This is a genomic window from Bradyrhizobium lablabi, assembly GCF_018131005.1.
Lineage (GTDB): Bacteria > Pseudomonadota > Alphaproteobacteria > Rhizobiales > Xanthobacteraceae > Bradyrhizobium > Bradyrhizobium lablabi_D.
In genome coordinates, this window is the sequence record NZ_JAFCJK010000005.1 from 319102 (window position 1) to 336806 (window position 17705).

Sequence of the window (17705 nt, forward strand, 5' to 3'; positions counted from 1 at the left end):
ACTAGGGACAATCGCAAGATGATCGATATCGGTTTCATCGGCCTCGGCACCATGGGACGGCCGATGGCCGGCCATCTCCAGGCCGCCGGCCATCGCCTGTTTCTGCATGACGTCGGCCCGATCCCGCCGGAGCTGGTTGCGGCAGGCGGCGTCGTTTGCAAGTCAGGCAGCCAGGTCGCGCGGGAAGCCGATGCCGTTATCGTCATGGTACCGGATACTCCGCATGTCCAAGCCGTGCTGTTCGGCAAGGACGGTGTCGCGGAGGGCTTGTCGAACGGCAAGATCGTGGTCGACATGAGCTCGATCTCGCCGCTTGCGACGAAGGAGTTCGCGAACCGGATCGAAGCGCTCGGTGCCGAATATCTCGACGCGCCGGTGTCCGGCGGCGAAGTTGGCGCCAAGGCCGCGAGCCTGACCATCATGGTCGGCGGTCCCGAGCGCGCCTTCAACACCATGAAACCCGTGTTCGGGAAGATGGGCAAGAACGTCACCCATGTTGGCGGCAATGGCGACGGCCAGACCACCAAGGTCGCGAACCAGATCATCGTCGCGCTGACGATCGAGGCGGTCGGCGAGGCGCTGCTGTTCGCTTCGAAGGCCGGCGCCGATCCGGCGCTGGTGCGCCAGGCGCTGATGGGCGGCTTCGCGTCGTCGCGTATCCTCGAGGTGCATGGCGAGCGCATGGTGAAGCGCAATTTCGATCCCGGATTCCGCATCGAGCTGCACCAGAAGGACCTCAACCTCGCGCTCGAAGGCGCGCGAGCGCTCGGCATCTCGTTGCCGAGCACGGCGGTGGCGCAGCAACTGTTCTCTTCCTGCGCCGCGCATGGCGGCAGAGCCTGGGATCATTCGGCGATGGTGCGCGCGCTCGAGATGATGGCAAGCCACGAGATCGCGGCGGCCTGATCCTTCGCGTGCTGCCGCAAATTCGTTCCACAGGAACCTTCAGATATAGCCTCATCGGAACCGGAACATCTCATTCCTCCCGCGGTTGAGACGCCGTCGATCAACTCGCTGGAGGAGGAGAATGATGAACAAACGTCTTGCCGTTTCCCTTGTCGCCGCGTCGCTGCTCGCATCGGGCTCGGCCTTTGCGCAGTCCACTACGGCTACGGGCGCCGCTAACGGTGCGCGCGCCGGCGGCGAAATCGCGGGTCCCGTCGGCGAGATCGTCGGCGGCACCGTGGGCGCGGCGGTCGGCGCTGGCCTCGAGATTCCGAACGCCGTGATTGGCGCAGTGCCGCGCGACCAGCCGTCGGTCGTGGTGCGTGAGCGCGTCGTGGTTGGCGAGCCGCTGCCCGAGACTGTCGTGCTGCATCCGGTCCCGCGCTACACCGATTATGGTTATGCCGTGGTCAACGATCGCCGCGTGATCGTCGAGCCGCGCACCCGCAAGGTGATCAGGGTTATTGACTAGCGGCGCGACGTCTATCTCGTATTTCGAGAGCGGTACCGACTCTCTCGTCGTCATTGCGAAGAGCGAAACGACGAAGCAATCCATCGTTCCGTACGCTTGGTGAGATGGATTGCTTCGCTTCGCTCGCAATGACGGAGATAGCCAAGGCCAATCCCCGCGGGCCGCGATTGCCCGCGGGGATTAATCTTTACCTTAAAGCGGTTGCCGCACGCCGAGGCCGTGCATGAAGCGCTCGCGGATCTGCACGGGATCGCGCCGTGTGGTGCCGGTGCCAGGCTTGTCGTCGATGCGTACGCCGATCAGGGTCGGGTGTGAGGCCGACATCGATTGCTCGATCAGCCGGTCGAAGTCGTCCTCGTCCGCCGCCCATGAGCTGTTGGCAAGGCCGCTCGCCATCGCAATGGCCACGATATCTGTGGCTGCGGCCGCCGGCGTCGGCTGGCCGCCGGTGATCTGGTAGATGCCGTTGTCCATTACCACCATGGTCAGGTTCTGCGGGGCCAGCGTTGCGATCGTCGACAGCGAGCCGAGCTGCATCAACAGCGAGCCGTCGCCTTCGAGCGCGAACACGCGGCGTTTCGGCTGCGCCAGCGCCACGCCGAGCGCGATCGGAAATGCAAGGCCCATGCTGCCCAGCATGTAGAAGTTCTGCGGTCGGTGTCCGGCCGCCCACAGATCGAAATTGGTGTTGCCGATGCCGCCGATCACGGCCTCTTCGTGCTTCAGCTTCGCGACGAGCCGCGAGGTGAGCTCGAAGCGGTTCATTACCTTGGTATTGCGCGCGTGTGGTGTCGTCATGGCAGCGCTCACTTGTCGAAGACTTTGCCGCCGGTCAGGAGCGGCGAGAGGATCAGCGCCACCGGCGCCTGGGTGGTGACGGCCTGCTTGATCGAGCGGTCGGCGATGAACTCGAGTTCGTCGAGCCGCGTGATGGTGTGATGCTCCATCGCGAGCGAATCCAGCACCGGGCGCATCGTGCGGCAGACCAGTGCCTGCCCGTAATTGAACTCGCCGAGCGTGCCACGCTCCGAGACGAACATGATGAGCGGGATCTGGTAGGGCACCGCCAGCGACGCCAGCACATTTGCGAGCGTGGCAAAGCCCGAGGTCTGCATCAGCACCGCGCCGCGCATCCCGGCCATCCAGGCGCCGGCGACGATGCCAACGGCCTCTTCCTCGCGCGCGGTGGGGAAGGTGGTGAAGTAGGGGTCGGCATGCAGGCTCTTGATCAGCGTGGTCAGCACCCGGTCGGGCACATAGGGCACCAGCCGGACCTCGTTGCGCTTGAGGGTCTGCAGCACGATGCCGTGCCAAGTCGCCTGGGGTGCTGATTCCCGGGATGCCGATTGTTGGGGCGAGGCTTTGTCCTCGGCGGCCGCCATCCTGTTCTCCCTGATCTGCGACGCTCGTGGCCGCTTGCGGTTGAGAACTTGACGCGGTGAACGGGATTGTCAACATGCCCCGGCCGCAATGCGATCTGCGGTTTCTGTCGATGCCGCCGCCGGTCCGCCGTGCGATACAGGACGGAACGATATTTTGGGGGAAACGGCGACGAAATGACCGTCAACAACAAGCGCGTGTTCTACGTCAAATATCTCGCCCACGAGATCTATATCGATACCTTGAAGCAGCGTTCCGACGTGCGGCTCGACCGACTCGAGAACGAGAGCCCGGAGGCGGTGTTTGCGCCGGTCCTGGCTGACGCGCATGTCTACCAGATCGGTGCGGCGCGCGATGAGCTTGCACCGCATTTCCATGTCCACAATGATCTCCTGAAGCGGGCGCCCAACCTCTTGATCGTCTCCTCCAACGGCGCGGGCTTCGATCCCGTCGATGTCGACGCCTGCACGGCGGCAGGCGTCCTGGTGGTCAACCAGTCCGGGGGCAACGCCAATTCGGTCGCCGAGCATGCGCTCGGCATGATGCTCACGCTGTCGAAGCGGATCATCCAGTCCGATCGCCGGCTGCGCCGCGAGTGCGACGTCAACCGCAACGATCTGATCGGCAACGAGCTCATGGAGAAGACCGTCGGCATCGTCGGCCTCGGCAATGTCGGCCGGCGTATCGCCGAACTCTGCAAGGGCCTGCTCCACATGAAGGTGATCGCCTACGATCCCTATCTTTCGGCGGAGGAGATGGCGAAGCGGGGTGGGGAGAAGGTCGAGCTCGATGACCTGCTGCGCCGCTCGGATTTCGTTTCGATCTCCTGCCCGCTGACCAAGGACAATCGCGGCATGATCGGCGCGCGCGAGTTCTCTCTGATGCAGCCGCACGCCTATTTCGTCACCACCGCGCGCGGCTTCATTCACGACGAGAAGGCGCTGGAAGACGCTTTGCGCGAAAAGCGCATTGCCGGCGCCGGCCTCGACGTCTGGGCCAAGGAACCGCCGCCCCCGGATCATCCGCTCCTGCAATTCGACAACGTGCTGGCGAGTCCGCACACCGCCGGCGTCACCCGCGAGGCGCGGGTGAACATGGGCAGGATCGCTGCCGAGCAGGTTCTCGGTGCGCTCGACGGCAAGCGGCCGCCGCGGATCGTCAATCCCGAGGTCTGGCCGGCCTACGCCAGCCGCTTCGAGAAGGCGTTCGGCTTCATGCCACAATAGGGCTGCGCTCAAGTCGGGCGGTGAACCAGCGTCCCTCGTTGTTTTCCCCCGAGATACGGTCGCCTCGGCTGGATATGGCCATGTTGCTGACGTGCCCGGCCGCTATCGTGATCGCCGCCGCCAGCCCTGCCATCGACCGGCGCGTGATTCTGCGCGGTGTACATTCGCACGCGCCGGCGTCGATTTAACTCAAACCAAACTTCCGCAAGTGGTAGACTGCGAAGCGCGAGCTCTGCTGACGCAGGGAGGGTTCCATGTCACGCTTTGTCGTTTTGTTTATGAAGGACGTGCTCGGCGACAATGGCCGCGAGCGCGAAGTCTGTCAGGGATTGCTGGAAATCGACGCCTCGACCGAGGGACAGGCCACCGAAATGGCCAAGCGCAAATTCTGTGAGCAACAGGCGCTGTGCGACTGGTCGCTCCACGCCGACCGCATCCGGATCGAAGCGGCCGACCTTCGCGCTTGAACCGCCGGCGCCACAGCATGATCGACTAAGCCGAGCCGGAGCGACGGCAAAGCTCCACCTCTCCCGGTTGGGGAGAGGCAAGCCGTCGCACTTGAGAGACTTTGCCGATCACTCCGGAAGGATACGCACGGCACCCTTCGCGGCGCTGCTGGCGAACGCCGCATAGGCCTTCAGCGCGGTCGAGACGGCACGCTTGCGCGGCGCGGGCTTCCACGCGGCATTGCCCTTGGCGACCATCGCCTCGCGGCGGCGGTTCAGCTCCGCGTCTGCCACCGCGAGGTTGATCCTGCGGTTCGGAATATCGAGTTCGATCAGGTCGCCTTCCTCGACAAGCCCGATCAGGCCGCCTTCAGCAGCTTCCGGCGAGATGTGGCCGATCGACAGGCCGGACGATCCGCCGGAGAAGCGGCCGTCGGTGATCAGCGCGCAGACCTTGCCCAGACCTTTCGATTTGAGATAGCTGGTCGGATAGAGCATTTCCTGCATGCCCGGCCCGCCGCGCGGACCCTCATAGCGCACCACGACGACGTCGCCCGCCTTTACATTGTTGCCCAAAATGCCTTCGACCGCCGCGTCCTGGCTCTCGAAGATGCGGGCGGGGCCTGAGAATTTCAGAATGCTCTCGTCGACGCCAGCGGTCTTCACGATGCAGCCGTCCTTGGCAAGGTTGCCGAACAGCACGGCGAGCCCGCCGTCCTTCGAATAGGCGTGCGCGGCGTCGCGGATACAGCCCTTGGCGCGGTCGAGATCGACGTCGTCGAAACGGCGGTCCTGGCTGAAAGCCTCCTGGGTCGGCACGCCGCCGGGCGCGGCCATGTAGAAATTGCGCACCTTCTCGCTCGTGGTCCGCGCGACGTCCCAGCGGTTCAGCGCGTCACCCAGGGTGGCGCTGTGAACGGTCGGTCCGTCAGTCGTGATCAGCCTGGCGCGGTCGAGTTCCCCGAGGATCGCCATGATGCCGCCGGCGTGGTGCACGTCCTCCATGTGCACGTCCTGCACGGAGGGCGCGACCTTGCACAGCACCGGCACCTTGCGCGAGAGCCGGTCGATATCCGCCATGGTGAAAGGCACCTGGCCCTCATGCGCGGCGGCCAGCAGATGCAGCACGGTGTTGGTCGAGCCGCCCATCGCGATGTCGAGTGTCATCGCGTTCTCGAACGACTTGAAGCTGGCGATGTTCCGCGGCAGCACCTTTGCATCGTCCTGTTCGTAATAGCGGCGGGCGAGATCCACGATCAGATGGCCGGCCTCGACGAACAGGCTTTTGCGGTCGGCATGCGTCGCCAGCACCGAGCCGTTGCCGGGCAGCGCGAGGCCGAGCGCCTCGGTCAGGCAGTTCATCGAGTTGGCGGTGAACATGCCGGAGCAGGAGCCGCAGGTCGGGCAGGCCGAGCGCTCGATCACCGCGACCTCTTCGTCGGTGACGGAGCTATCTGCCGCCGCCACCATCGCGTCGATCAGGTCGACTGCGCGCTTCTTGCCCTTGAGCAGGATCTTGCCCGACTCCATCGGGCCGCCGGAGACGAACACGGTCGGGATGTTGAGGCGCAGCGTCGCCATCAGCATGCCGGGCGTGATCTTGTCGCAGTTGGAGATGCAGACCATCGCGTCGGCGCAATGCGCGTTCACCATGTATTCGACGCTGTCGGCGATCAATTCGCGCGAGGGCAGGCTGTACAGCATGCCGTCATGGCCCATCGCGATGCCGTCATCGACCGCGATGGTGTTGAACTCCTTGGCCACCCCGCCGGCCTTCTCGATCTCGCGGGCAACGAGCTGGCCGAGGTTTTGCAGATGCACATGTCCGGGCACGAACTGGGTGAAGGAATTGACCACCGCGATAATCGGCTTGCCGAAATCCTCGTTCCGCATGCCGGTCGCGCGCCAGAGGCCGCGCGCACCCGCCATGTTGCGGCCGTGAGTGGTTGTGCGGGAGCGATAGGGCGGCATGGCAATTCCTTGGGCTATGGCTTTTTCGGGAAGGTGTCGTTATGCCCGCCGGGGGAGCTCGATTCAAGCTCGGAACCGGCATGGCTGTGCCGCGCGCCCATCGCTGATTTGCCTGACGGCGCAAGCCCATGGGCTGAAAATATTCCGCTTCGCGTTTGACCAAATCAGTTACCCGGTGCCGATCAGGAATGTCTCCGGAATACCAGATCGCGCCGTCAAGCCGGGCGATGACGGGCCGAAATATCCGGCCGCCGCTCTTGACAATTATTTTAAGTATAAAATAATATTCGTCATCGGCTCGCCGGAACAATGCCGTCAAGCCAACCCCAGCGGCCGCCGAAGCTAGCGGGAGATCGTGATGCGCATCGTATGCATTGGAGGCGGGCCGGCCGGGCTTTATTTCGGCATCCTCATGAAGATGCTCGATCCCGCACACCACATCTCCGTGGTCGAGCGCAACCGGCCCTACGACACGTTCGGGTTCGGAGTCGTGTTCTCCGATGCGACCATGGACAACATGCGCAAATGGGATCCGGTCACCGCCGACGCCATCGAAGCGGCGTTCAATCACTGGGACGATATCGAGGTTCTGATCAAGGGCCGGAGGATGCGCACGTCCGGCCATGGCTTCGTCGGGATCGGCCGCAAGCGGCTGCTCAACATTTTGCAGGCGCGGGCCGAGCAACTCGGCGTCGAGCTGATCTTCGAGCGCGAGGTGGACTCCGATCTCGAATTTTCCGAAGCCGACCTGATCGTTGCTGCTGATGGCGTCAACTCGAAGATCCGCAACAGATATTCGGAGACGTTCCAGCCCGACATGTTGTTGCGGCCGAACCGCTATATCTGGCTCGGCACCAACAAGCTGTTCGATGCCTTCACTTTCGACTTCCGCAAGACCGAGCACGGCTGGTTCCAGGCTCACATCTACAAGTTCGAGGATGGTGCCTCGACCTTCATCGTCGAGACCACGGAGGAGGCGTATCTCGCCCATGGCCTTGACAGGATGGACCAGGACTCCTCGATCGCTTTCTGCGAACAGGTCTTTGCCGAGATCCTCGAGGGACATCGACTGGTCTCCAACGCGCGGCATCTGCGCGGCTCGGCATGGCTGTCCTTCCCGCGGCTGATCTGCGGCAAATGGACCGCATTCAACGGCAGCAGCCATGTCGTGCTGATGGGCGATGCGGCGCATACAGCGCATTTTGCGATCGGGTCTGGCACGAAGCTCGCGCTGGAGGATGCGATCGAGCTGACCAACCAGTTCAAGCGGCTTGGGACCGCGCGCGAGAGCATTCCGGCGGTGCTGGCGGCGTACGAGGAGCTGCGCAGGGTCGACGTCGCGCGCATCCAGAACGCCGCGCGCAATGCGATGGAGTGGTTCGAGGTGGTCGGCTCGCGCTATGCCGACACGCTGGAGCCGGAGCAGTTCATGTACTCGCTCCTGACCCGCTCGCAGCGCATCAGCCACGAGAATCTGCGCCTCCGCGACAGAGCGTGGCTCGAAGGTTATGAGCGCTGGTTTGCCGAGCGGAGCGGATTGCCGGACACCAACGATCGCGTCACGCCGCCGATGCTGACGCCGTTCCGCATCCGCGGATTGTCGCTGCACAACCGCATCATCGTGTCGCCGATGGCGATGTATTCGGCCGAGGAGGGCGTGCCCAACGATTTCCATCTGGTGCATTTCGGCTCCCGCGCGCTCGGCGGCGCCGGGCTGTTGTTCACCGAGATGACTTGCGTCTCGCCCGAAGCGCGTATCACGCCCGGCTGCTGCGGCCTGTGGAACGACGAGCAGGCGAACGCCTACCGGCGGATCGTCGACTTCGTGCACCGCAATTCGCAGGCCCGCATCGGCATTCAGCTCGGCCATGCCGGGCGCAAGGGCTCGACCCGCGTCGCCTGGGAGGGCATGGACGAGCCGCTGCCCGATCACAACTGGCCGCTGGTGTCGGCCTCGGCCGTTTCCTATCTGCCCGATGGGCAATTGCCGGAGCCGATGACGCGCGCCGAGATGGACGAAGTACGAAATCAGTTCGTCGCCGCCGCGAGGCGCGCCGCCAGGATCGGTTTCGATATTCTGGAGCTGCACTGTGCGCACGGCTATCTCCTGTCGAGCTTCCTGTCGCCGCTGACCAATCGCCGTAGCGATGAGTATGGCGGTTCAATCGAGAACCGCGCGCGCTATCCGCTGGAGGTGTTCCGTGCCATCCGCGCGGTGTGGCCCGAGGACAGGCCGATGTCGGTCCGGATGTCCTGTCACGATTGGGCGGAGGGCGGCAATACGCCCGACGACGCGCTCGAATTCGCGAAGCTGTTCAAGGCTGATGGCGCCGACCTGATCGACTGTTCATCCGGGCAGGTGTGGGCCGACGACCATCCTGTGTATGGCCGGCTCTATCAGACGCCGTTTGCCGACAAGATCCGCAACGAGGTCGGGATTGCGACCATCGCAGTCGGCGCGATCTCGGAAGCCGACCACGCCAACTCGATCATCGCCGCAGGCCGCGCCGATCTCTGCGCCATCGCGCGGCCGCATCTTGCCGATCCCGCCTGGACGCTGCATGAGGCCGCCAAGATCGGTGTGAAGTCGATCGCCTGGCCGAAGCAATATCTGTCGGGCAAGCAGCAATACGAGAGCAACCTCGAACGTGCGGCCGCGGGAGCAAAGCCATGACGCGCTTTTGGCCTAACGCACATGCCCTGGTGACCGGCGCCGGTTCCGGCATCGGCGCGGCGACGGCCCTTGCGCTGGCAAAGGCCGGCGTTCGCGTCAGCGTCGCAGGACGCCGGATCGAGGCCTTGAAAGCTACCGTTGCGGCGTTCGGCGACTGCGTCGGCGCGATCGGCGCGATCGATGTGACCGACGAGGCCGCGGTCACGAAAGGCGTCGCGCGGATCGAAGCCGAGGCGGGTCCGATTGACATCCTGGTCAACAATGCCGGCAAGGCCGCCAGCGCGGCCTTCGACAAGACCGGTGCCGCGTTATGGTCGGACATGCTCGCGAGCAATCTTACCAGCGTGTTTCTGGTGACGCATGCCGTGCTTCCCGGCATGGCGCGACGCGGGCGAGGACGCGTCATCAATGTCGCCTCGACTGCGGGCCTTGCGGGTTACGCCTATGTTTCGGCTTACGTCGCGGCGAAGCATGGTGTCGTCGGTCTCACGCGTTCGCTCGCGCTCGAATATGCGCGGCGCGGCGTCACCGTGAATGCGGTCTGTCCCGGCTATACCGACACGCCGCTGGTGGCGGAAGCCGCCGCGAACATCGTCGCCAAGACCGGTCGGAGCGAGGAAGAGGCGCGCGCGGCGCTGGCAAAGACCAATCCGATGCAGCGGCTGGTGACGCCGGACGAGGTGGCCGATGCGATCCTCTGGCTTGCATCGGAGGGTGCATCATCGATCAACGGACAAGCCGTGGCGGTCGCCGGCGGCGAAGTCTTCACCGGGTAAAGCAAGCGCCGAGGAAATCGTCATGTCTGAGATGAAAGCAAAGCTCCGGCCGTTCAAGGATTATTCCGCGAAGCATTTCCGCTGGTCGACCGACGAGTCCGGCCGCGTCGCGACCATCACGCTGAACCGTCCGGACAAGAAGAATCCGCTGACCTTCGATTCCTATGAGGAGCTGCGCGATCTGTTCCGCGATCTCACTTGCGCCTCCGACGTGCGCTCGATCGTGCTCACCGGCGCGGAGGGCAATTTCTGCTCCGGCGGTGACGTGTTCGAGATCATCGAGCCGCTGACGCGGATGACGATGCCGGATCTGCTCGCCTTTACCCGCATGACCGGCGAAGTGGTGCGCGCGATGCGCAAATGCCCGCAGATCGTCGTCGCCGCGATCGACGGCATCTGCGCCGGTGCCGGCGCGATGCTGGCGCTCGCGTCCGATCTCCGCCTTGCGACGCCACAGGCCAAAACCGCGTTTTTGTTCACCCGCGTCGGCCTCGCCGGCGCCGACATGGGCGCCTGCGGGCTGCTGCCGCGCGTGATCGGGCAGGGCCGTGCCGCCGATCTGCTCTATACCGGCCGCGCCATGAGCGCCGAGGAGGGCCTCGCCTGGGGGTTCCACAATCGCCTGGTGCCGGCGGCCGAGCTTGCCGGCGCCGCGCATGAGCTGGCGCGTTCGCTCGCTGACGGGCCATGGTTTGCGCACGGCGTGACCAAAACGATGTTCAACCAGGAATGGGCGATGGGCGTCGACGAGATGATCGAGTCCGAAGCGCAGGCGCAGGCGATCTGCATGGTGACCGGTGATTTCCGCCGCGCCTTCGAGGCGTTTGCCGCCAAGCAGAAGCCGGCTTTCGAGGGCAATTGAGATGATTGAGATCCTGCAACCCGAGGGATGGGCAAAGCCGATCGGCTACGCCAACGGTGTAGCCGCACGCGGCAAGACCATCTTCATCGCGGGCCAGATCGGCTGGAACGCGCAATGCATGTTCGAGACCGACGATCTTGTCGCCCAGATCAGGCAGACATTGCAGAACATCGTCGCGGTCGCGGCCGCCGGCGGTGCGGGGCCTGAGCACATCGTGTCGATGACCTGGTTCCTGCTCGACCGCAAGGAATACTCCGCACGGCTGAAGGAGATCGGCGCCGTGTATCGCGACGTGATGGGCCGGCGCTTCCCGGCGATGACGGCGCTGCAGGTCTCCGGCCTGATCGAGGACCGCGCCAAGGTGGAGATCCAGGCGATCGCGGTGGCACCGGATTGATGGCGAGGCACACTTGTCAGATCCGTTATCCTGAGGTGCGAGCTCTTTGCGAGCCTCGAAGGATGCGCGGCCACCTGCCAGGCCACGCATCCTTCGAGACGCCAGTTCGCAGGCTCCTCAGGATGATGGGGATAGTTGGAGTACCCCTGAACCAATGTTAATCCTAAGCCGAAACAGCGCGGGCGGCTCAAGGCAGGGCTACCAAAGCCGCTTGCGGCGGGGCGAGGGGCCGTGCGACGGTAGGCCTAACTGGTTAGGCGTCCTGGCATTGAGTGGAGTAAGGGACGATGAAGGCGATTATCGTCGGCGGTGGAATTGGCGGACTCACCACCGCGTTGATGCTGCGCTCCCGCGGCATTCAGTGCGAGCTTTACGAACAGTCGGACACGATCCGCGAGCTCGGCGTCGGCATCAACACGCTGCCGCACGCGATCCGTGAGCTTGCCCAGCTCGGCCTGTTGGATCGGCTCGATGCAGCGGCGATCCGCACCTACGAACTGTTCTATCTCACGCGGCACGGCCAGCAGGTCTGGCATGAGAAGCGCGGGCTCGATGCCGGCCATGATGTGCCGCAATTCTCCATTCACCGCGGCCGCCTGCAGGGCGTCATCCATCGCGCCGTGATCGAGCGGCTCGGTACCGAGGCGATCCGCACCAACTGCCGGCTCGGATCGTTCACACAGGACGAGGGTGGCGTATCGGCCTATTTCTTCGATCGCAGTGGGACCCATGTCCACACCGCGCGCGGCGACATCCTGATCGGCGCCGACGGCATCCACTCCAAGGTGCGGCAGACGCTGTTCCCGGATGAGGGACCGCCGTGCTGGAACGGCCTGATGCTGTGGCGCGGCGCGACCGACTGGCCGGCGTTCTTGACCGGACGGTCGATGATCATCGCCGGCGGCCTGAATGCGAAGGCGGTGGTCTATCCGATTGCGGAAGGGTCGAGCCCGGCGAGCCGGCTCACCAACTGGGCGGTGTTGGTGCGGCTCGGCGACGGCAATGCGCCGCCGCCGCGCCGCGAGGGCTGGTCGAACCTCGGCCGTCGCGACGAGCTGATGCCGCACGTTGCGGGCTTCTCGATCCCGCAGGTTGATTTTGCGGCGCTGATCCGCGCGACGCCGGAGTTCTGGGAGTATCCGTGCTGCGACCGCGATCCGCTGCCTTACTGGTCAAGCGGCCGTGTCACGCTGCTCGGCGATGCCGCGCATCCGATGTATCCGGTGGGCTCGAACGGCGCCTCGCAGGCCATTCTCGATGCGCGCTGCCTCGCGGATATGCTGGCGCGATCGGAGCATCCGCGCCAGGCGCTGGTTGCCTACGAGCGGCAACGCCTGCCGATGACCGCGGACATCGTCGCCTCGAACCGCCGCGGCGGACCGGAGGGCGTGATCGACGCGGTCGAGCAGCTCGCACCGCAGGGCTTTAGCGACGTCAACACCATCCTCAGTTTCGAGGCGCGCGAGGCCATCGTTCGCGGCTACGCGGCGAAGGCCGGCTTTGCCGCGCGCGTGGTGGCGCGGCAATAGACGACAGGAAGTGAGTTAGGCCGGCGGCGGCGGCAGGAAGTGGATGTTGTGCTCGGCTGCGAGCCGCACCACGTCATCCGGGTTCTGCTCCTTCATGTTGTGGATCGCCCAGAACAGGTCGTAGAGCCGGCGTGTCGGCGAGACCCAGAACAGCGTTTTGGCCGGCTGCTGCGACTTGTTGAAGATGCCGTGCGGCTTGCCCATCGGCAGGCGCACCAGATCTCCCGGCGTCGCCGACTCGTCGGCGCCGTCGAGCATGAAGTCGAGCTTGCCTTCGAGAATGTAGAGGTACTCGTCCTGGTCAGGATGGATATGAGGCGGCACGAAGGTTCCCGGCGGGAAGGTCGCGTGCCAGGAGAAGGAATGTTCGGTACGGCTCTTCGGCACGTAGGTTTGGCCGAGGATGTTCCAGGTAATGCCCTGGATGCCTTCGTTGGCGCGGGTGATACCGGCGATTTCGTCGTTCATGGCGATGTTTGCTCCTATGGCTTTACTTGCCTGACATGCAATCCTTGGCGTAGCGGTCGCCATAATTCTCGAACACCTTTTCAACGATCTCGGTCTGGAATTTGCCGTCCGCCCGCTTCGCGACCTTGGTGAGATAGAAGTCCTGGATCGGATAACCGTTGGCATTGAACTTGAAGTTGCCGCGCAGCGAGGTGAAGTCGGCCTTCTTCAGCGCGGCCGCGACCGCGTCCTTGTTGGAGAGATCGCCCTTTACCGCCTTCACGGCGCTGTCGATCAGCATTGCCGCGTCGTAGGCCTGCATGGCGTAGGTGCCGGGCACGCCGTTGTAGGCGGCCTCATAGGCCGCGACGAACTTCCTGTTCTGGGGATTGTCGAGGTTCGGCGCCCAGTTCGCGCCGCCAAACATCCCGACCGCAGCGTCCTGCTGCGCGGGCAGGGTGGATTCGTCCACGGTGAACGCGGACAGTACCGGCACGGTCGCGCCGGCCTGCTTGTACTGCTTCACCAGGTTGACGCCCATTCCGCCCGGCATGAAGGTGAACAACGCGTCCGGTTTCAGCGAGGCGATCTTGGAGAGTTCGGGCTGGAAATCCAGCGTGCCGAGCGGAGTGTAGGACTCGTCCACGATCTCGCCCTTGTAGTCGAGCTTGAAGCCCGCGACCGAGTCGCGTCCGGCCTGATAGTTCGGCACCAGGAGATAGACGCGCTTATAGCCGCGGTCCTGCGCAACTTTGCCGAGGATTTCGTGCACCTGGTCGTTCTGGTAGGACGTCACGTAGAAAAACGGGTTGCATTCCTTGCCGGCGTAGCTGGAGGGGCCGGCATTCGGGCTGATCAGGAAGGTCTTGTTGTCCGTGACCGGCCGGTGGATCGCCTGCAGGATGTTGGAGAAGATCGGGCCGACAACGAAGTCGACCTTGTCGCGTTCGAGAAGGCCCCGCACCTTGGTGACGGCGCCGTCCGGCTTGAGCTCATCGTCGGCATTGACGACCTCGACATCACGGCCCGCCATCTTGCCGCCGAGATCCTTGATCGCGAGCGCGAAGCCGTCGCGCACCTGCTGCCCGAGCGCGGCCGCCGGGCCCGAGGTCGTCACGATGACGCCGATCTTGATCTTTTCCTGCGCGACCGCAGGCGCGATCGCGACACCAAGCACAGCCGCAAATCCCGCCAATCCTGTCAGTTGTTTCATGTTGCTTCCCCCACCAGCAGCCTGCCGCTCGCAGCAGAGCTTATGCTGACGACCGTGACCGCTGCAAGCGATGTCGCGTTGCGTCAGGACGAACCTCGCGGAGCATGCAAGCGCCGCGCCAATTGCTTGAGGGTTAAAGAAATTGTCGAAACCGAGCCGGAAATGCGTATCGATCCGCGATTGTTGTTGCAGCGCGCCGGAAATTGCTTGAAGCTCAAAGCAATCGGTCCGACCGGGAACAGCGCAAGGGCACGATCGCCGCATGATCCTCGATTCCGAAACCAAGGCAGTTGAACTGCCCGATGATCACGGCACGGAACTGCGGTTGTGGCTCCGCCTCCTGACCTGCACCACCCTGATCGAAGGCGAGGTTCGCGGCCGGCTGCGAGAACGGTTTGGCGTGACGCTGCCGCGCTTCGACCTGATGGCCCAGCTCGACAAGGTCTCGGACGGCATGACGCTGTCGGACCTGTCGAAGCGGATGATGGTCTCCAACGGCAACGTCACCGGGCTGGTCGAACGCCTCGTCGAGTCTGGCCATCTCGACCGCCGCACGTCGGAGACGGATCGACGGGTGCAGTTCATCCGGTTGACCAAGCTCGGCCGTGCCGAGTTCCGAAAAATGGCCGCCGAGCACGAGAAATGGATCGCCGATATCTTTGGCGACCTTTCACCGAAGGATATCCGCGAACTGATGCGCCTGCTTGCCAAGGCCAAGGGCTCGGCGCAGCGCTCCGCGAAAGCCAGGACGGGATGAAGCCGTGACCGACGTTGACTACGAGGTCGAATACAACAACCGCGCGCGGGTGCCGGAGCATCCTGCACTGTTGGCCGGCTGGCCGAGGGATGCCGCGGCCTACCGTGAGCAGCATCCGCCACGCCGCCTTACCTATGGCCCGGGCAGCCGCAACACCATCGACCTGTTCGCGGGCGGGCGCGACGGCCCGCTGGTCGTCTTCATCCATGGCGGCTATTGGCAGGCGTTCGACGGCTCGTCCTTCAGCCACTGCGCGCGCGGGCTCAATGCCCATGGCATCAGCGTTGCGGTGCCGAGCTATGACCTCTGTCCCAATGTCACGGTCGGCGACATCATCGGCCAGATGCGTGCGGCGATGCGGGAACTGGCAAAGCTTGGCCGGCCGCTCGTGGTCAGCGGGCATTCGGCGGGCGGCCATCTCGCCGCTTGCATGCTTGCGACCGACTGGCCGGCCCATGACGGGTCGCTGCCGAAAAACCTTGTCATCGCGGCCTACGCGATTTCGGGTCTGTTTGAACTGGAGCCGCTGGTCAGCACCTCGATCAACAAGGCACTCGGCCTCGACCGCGCCGCGGCAAGGACGGCAAGCCCGCTGTTCTGGACACCGCCGGCGGGCGCGACGCTCGACGCCGTCGTCGGCGGGGACGAAAGCTCCGAGTACCATCGGCAGAGCAGAACCATCGTAGATGTCTGGGGCAAAGCGGGCGTTGCAGCGCGCTTCGGCCTGGTGCCTGATGCCAATCACTTCACCGCGATCGAGCCGCTCGCCGATCCCGATGCGCCGATGGTGCTGCGGCTGAGGGAGCTCACCCGGATCTAGCGTGGCAGAGGATTCTCCGATTTCGGCTCTTGCGTCAAATTGTTTTAAGTATAAAATGATTTGCGAATGGAACGCTGCCGGGCGTCCTCGATATTGGTCTTGGCCTTTCTGATGGAAAGCGAGGGGCAATAACATGTCAGGTGAAATTGCCGGGCTCGGTCCGTCGGGTCACATTGACGATTTCGCGCGGCGCAACCTGCCGCCGCTTCGGCAATGGCCGAAGCTGCTGCTCGACCGGCCGGAATTTCAGTATCCGGAATACCTCAACGCCGGGGTCGAGCTGACCGACCGCATCGTCGAACGGGGCATGGGCGATCGCATCGCGCTAATCGGGAACGGACGCCAGCGCACCTACAAGGAGTTGGCCGACTGGTCGAACCGCCTCGCGCATGCGCTGGTGGAGAACTACGGCGTCAAGCCCGGCAATCGCGTGCTGATCCGCTCCGGCAACAACCCGGCACTGGTCGCGGCATGGCTTGCGGCCACCAAGGCTGGTGCGGTCGTGGTCAACACCATGCCGATGCTGCGTGCTGGCGAACTTGCAAAAATCGTCGACAAGGCCGAGATCTCGCTGGCGCTGACCGACAGCCGTATCGCCGACGAATTGGTCGCTTGCGCCAAAACCAGCAAATTCCTCAAGCAGGTCGTCAACTTCGACGGCACGCAGAACCACGACGCCGAGCTCGATCGCATCGCGCTCAACAAGCCCGTGAAATTCGACGCGGTGAAGACTGGTCGCGATGACGTCGCGCTGCTCGGCTTCACCTCCGGCACGACAGGTGAGCCGAAGGCGACGATGCATTTCCACCGCGACCTGCTGATCGTCGCAGATGGCTATGCGAGGGAAGTGCTCAACGTGACGCCGGACGATGTATTTGTCGGTTCGCCGCCGCTTGCCTTCACCTTCGGCCTGGGCGGACTTGCGATTTTTCCGCTGCGGTTCGGGGCCACCGCGACGCTCCTCGAGAACGCGGCGCCGAGCGAGATGGTCAAGATCATCGAGACCTACAAGGCGACGATCTGCTTCACCGCGCCGACCGCCTATCGGGCAATGATGGCTGCGATGGACAGGGGTGCCGATCTGTCGTCGTTGCGGCTCGCGGTCTCCGCCGGCGAGACCTTGCCGGCGCCGGTGTTCGAGAGTTGGACCAAGAAAACCGGCAAGCCTATCCTCGACGGCATCGGCAGCACGGAGTTGCTGCATATCTTCATCACCAACCGCGTCGGCAGCGCGGTGGGCGGAACGACGGGCAAGCCGGTCACCGGCTATGAAGCCAGGATCGTTGACGAGGACATGAACGAATTGCCGCCCGGCACGGTCGGCAAGCTCGCTGTTCGCGGGCCGACAGGGTGCCGGTATCTGGCCGACAAGCGGCAGGCCAACTATGTCCGCGACGGCTGGAACATCACCGGCGATGCTTTCGTCCGCGACGAGAGCGGCCGGCTGTCCTTTGTCGCGCGCGCCGACGACATGATCATCTCGTCGGGCTACAACATCGCGGGACCTGAAGTGGAGGCTGCGCTGCTCGCTCATCCCGATGTTGCCGAGTGCGCCGTGGTCGGCAAAACGGACGTGGAGCGCGGACAGATCGTTTCGGCGTTCATCGTGCTCAAGCAGGGCGCGCCGTCGGACGACCTCGAGGTCAAGTTGCTGCAGGATCACGTCAAGGCGACCATTGCGCCCTACAAGTATCCCCGCGCGATCTCCTTTGTCGAAGCGCTGCCGAAGACTCAGACCGGAAAGATCCAGCGGTTCAAGCTGCGCGAGGCAAGTTGAGCGCCGGATCGCC

Annotated in this window: 18 protein-coding genes; 13 read left to right on the forward strand and 5 right to left on the reverse strand. The window is 64.2% G+C overall.

All coding sequences use genetic code 11. From position 1 onward, the window contains the following. Positions 1–18 precede the first annotated feature (18 nt). On the forward strand, positions 19–906 hold the full coding sequence (locus tag JQ553_RS17380; protein ID WP_212501201.1) for a 2-hydroxy-3-oxopropionate reductase: 888 nt from the start codon (positions 19–21) through the stop codon (positions 904–906). A gap of 124 nt (positions 907–1030) precedes the next feature. Further along, on the forward strand, positions 1031–1417 hold the full coding sequence (locus JQ553_RS17385) for a DUF1236 domain-containing protein (RefSeq protein WP_212501202.1): 387 nt from the start codon (positions 1031–1033) through the stop codon (positions 1415–1417). 192 nt (positions 1418–1609) lie between these two features. Here JQ553_RS17385 and JQ553_RS17390 read toward each other — a convergent pair whose 3' ends face one another. Together JQ553_RS17390 and JQ553_RS17395 are read right to left on the reverse strand one after the other, a co-directional pair. After that, entirely contained in the window at positions 1610–2215 is a 606-nt protein-coding gene (locus tag JQ553_RS17390) for a thiamine pyrophosphate-dependent enzyme (RefSeq protein ID WP_212501203.1), read from the reverse strand. 8 nt (positions 2216–2223) lie between these two features. Then, the gene (locus JQ553_RS17395) at positions 2224–2799 is read right to left on the reverse strand and encodes a thiamine pyrophosphate-binding protein (protein WP_212501204.1); all 576 of its coding nucleotides are present in this window, start codon (positions 2797–2799) and stop codon (positions 2224–2226) included. A gap of 174 nt (positions 2800–2973) precedes the next feature. Here JQ553_RS17395 and JQ553_RS17400 point away from each other — a divergent pair, with 174 nt between their 5' ends. Continuing rightward, on the forward strand, positions 2974–4023 hold the full coding sequence (locus JQ553_RS17400; RefSeq protein ID WP_212501205.1) for a hydroxyacid dehydrogenase: 1050 nt from the start codon (positions 2974–2976) through the stop codon (positions 4021–4023). A gap of 254 nt (positions 4024–4277) precedes the next feature. Beyond that, positions 4278–4490 carry a hypothetical protein gene (locus JQ553_RS17405; protein WP_212501206.1) on the forward strand — a complete coding sequence of 71 codons (213 nt, stop codon included), beginning with the start codon at positions 4278–4280 and terminating at the stop codon, positions 4488–4490. A 108-nt stretch (positions 4491–4598) separates the two neighbouring features. Here the strand turns inward: JQ553_RS17405 and ilvD are convergent, their stop codons facing one another. Continuing rightward, on the reverse strand, positions 4599–6440 hold the full coding sequence (ilvD, locus tag JQ553_RS17410) for a dihydroxy-acid dehydratase (RefSeq protein WP_212501207.1): 1842 nt from the start codon (positions 6438–6440) through the stop codon (positions 4599–4601). Here ilvD and JQ553_RS17415 point away from each other — a divergent pair. The 6 genes from JQ553_RS17415 to JQ553_RS17440 all read left to right on the forward strand — a co-directional run bounded on the left by JQ553_RS17415 (position 6439) and on the right by JQ553_RS17440 (position 12678). Then, entirely contained in the window at positions 6439–6786 is a 348-nt protein-coding gene (locus JQ553_RS17415; protein ID WP_212501208.1) for a hypothetical protein, read from the forward strand. The genes ilvD and JQ553_RS17415 overlap by 2 nt on opposite strands. 12 nt (positions 6787–6798) lie before the next feature. Then, positions 6799–9114 (forward strand): bifunctional salicylyl-CoA 5-hydroxylase/oxidoreductase, encoded by a 2316-nt coding sequence (locus JQ553_RS17420; protein WP_212501209.1) that lies wholly within the window; start codon positions 6799–6801, stop codon positions 9112–9114. Continuing rightward, on the forward strand, positions 9111–9890 hold the full coding sequence (locus JQ553_RS17425) for an SDR family NAD(P)-dependent oxidoreductase (RefSeq protein WP_212501210.1): 780 nt from the start codon (positions 9111–9113) through the stop codon (positions 9888–9890). The genes JQ553_RS17420 and JQ553_RS17425 overlap by 4 nt, the downstream gene beginning before the upstream one ends. 22 nt (positions 9891–9912) lie before the next feature. Continuing rightward, positions 9913–10752, forward strand: a complete 840-nt coding sequence (locus tag JQ553_RS17430; protein WP_212501211.1) for an enoyl-CoA hydratase family protein — start codon at positions 9913–9915, stop codon at positions 10750–10752. A gap of 1 nt (position 10753) precedes the next feature. Beyond that, on the forward strand, positions 10754–11149 hold the full coding sequence (locus JQ553_RS17435; protein WP_212501212.1) for a RidA family protein: 396 nt from the start codon (positions 10754–10756) through the stop codon (positions 11147–11149). A gap of 287 nt (positions 11150–11436) precedes the next feature. Beyond that, complete coding sequence (locus tag JQ553_RS17440; protein ID WP_212501213.1) at positions 11437–12678, forward strand: flavin-dependent oxidoreductase; 1242 nt, start codon at positions 11437–11439, stop codon at positions 12676–12678. 15 nt (positions 12679–12693) lie between these two features. Here JQ553_RS17440 and JQ553_RS17445 read toward each other — a convergent pair whose 3' ends face one another. Together JQ553_RS17445 and JQ553_RS17450 are read right to left on the reverse strand one after the other, a co-directional pair. Further along, the gene (locus tag JQ553_RS17445) at positions 12694–13146 is read right to left on the reverse strand and encodes a cupin domain-containing protein (RefSeq protein WP_212501214.1); all 453 of its coding nucleotides are present in this window, start codon (positions 13144–13146) and stop codon (positions 12694–12696) included. A gap of 22 nt (positions 13147–13168) precedes the next feature. Beyond that, positions 13169–14338, reverse strand: coding sequence for an ABC transporter substrate-binding protein (locus tag JQ553_RS17450; protein ID WP_212501215.1), 1170 nt, complete (start codon positions 14336–14338; stop codon positions 13169–13171). Positions 14339–14600: 262 nt separating this feature from the next. Here JQ553_RS17450 and JQ553_RS17455 point away from each other — a divergent pair, with 262 nt between their 5' ends. From JQ553_RS17455 to JQ553_RS17465, 3 genes are all read left to right on the forward strand, one after another. After that, the gene (locus tag JQ553_RS17455; RefSeq protein WP_212501216.1) at positions 14601–15095 is read left to right on the forward strand and encodes a MarR family winged helix-turn-helix transcriptional regulator; all 495 of its coding nucleotides are present in this window, start codon (positions 14601–14603) and stop codon (positions 15093–15095) included. A gap of 4 nt (positions 15096–15099) precedes the next feature. Continuing rightward, positions 15100–15915 carry an alpha/beta hydrolase gene (locus JQ553_RS17460; protein ID WP_212501217.1) on the forward strand — a complete coding sequence of 272 codons (816 nt, stop codon included), beginning with the start codon at positions 15100–15102 and terminating at the stop codon, positions 15913–15915. Between the two features lie 133 nt (positions 15916–16048). Further along, a complete protein-coding gene (locus JQ553_RS17465; protein WP_212501218.1) occupies positions 16049–17692 on the forward strand; it encodes a benzoate-CoA ligase family protein in 1644 nt (547 codons plus the stop codon). Positions 17693–17705 lie beyond the last annotated feature (13 nt).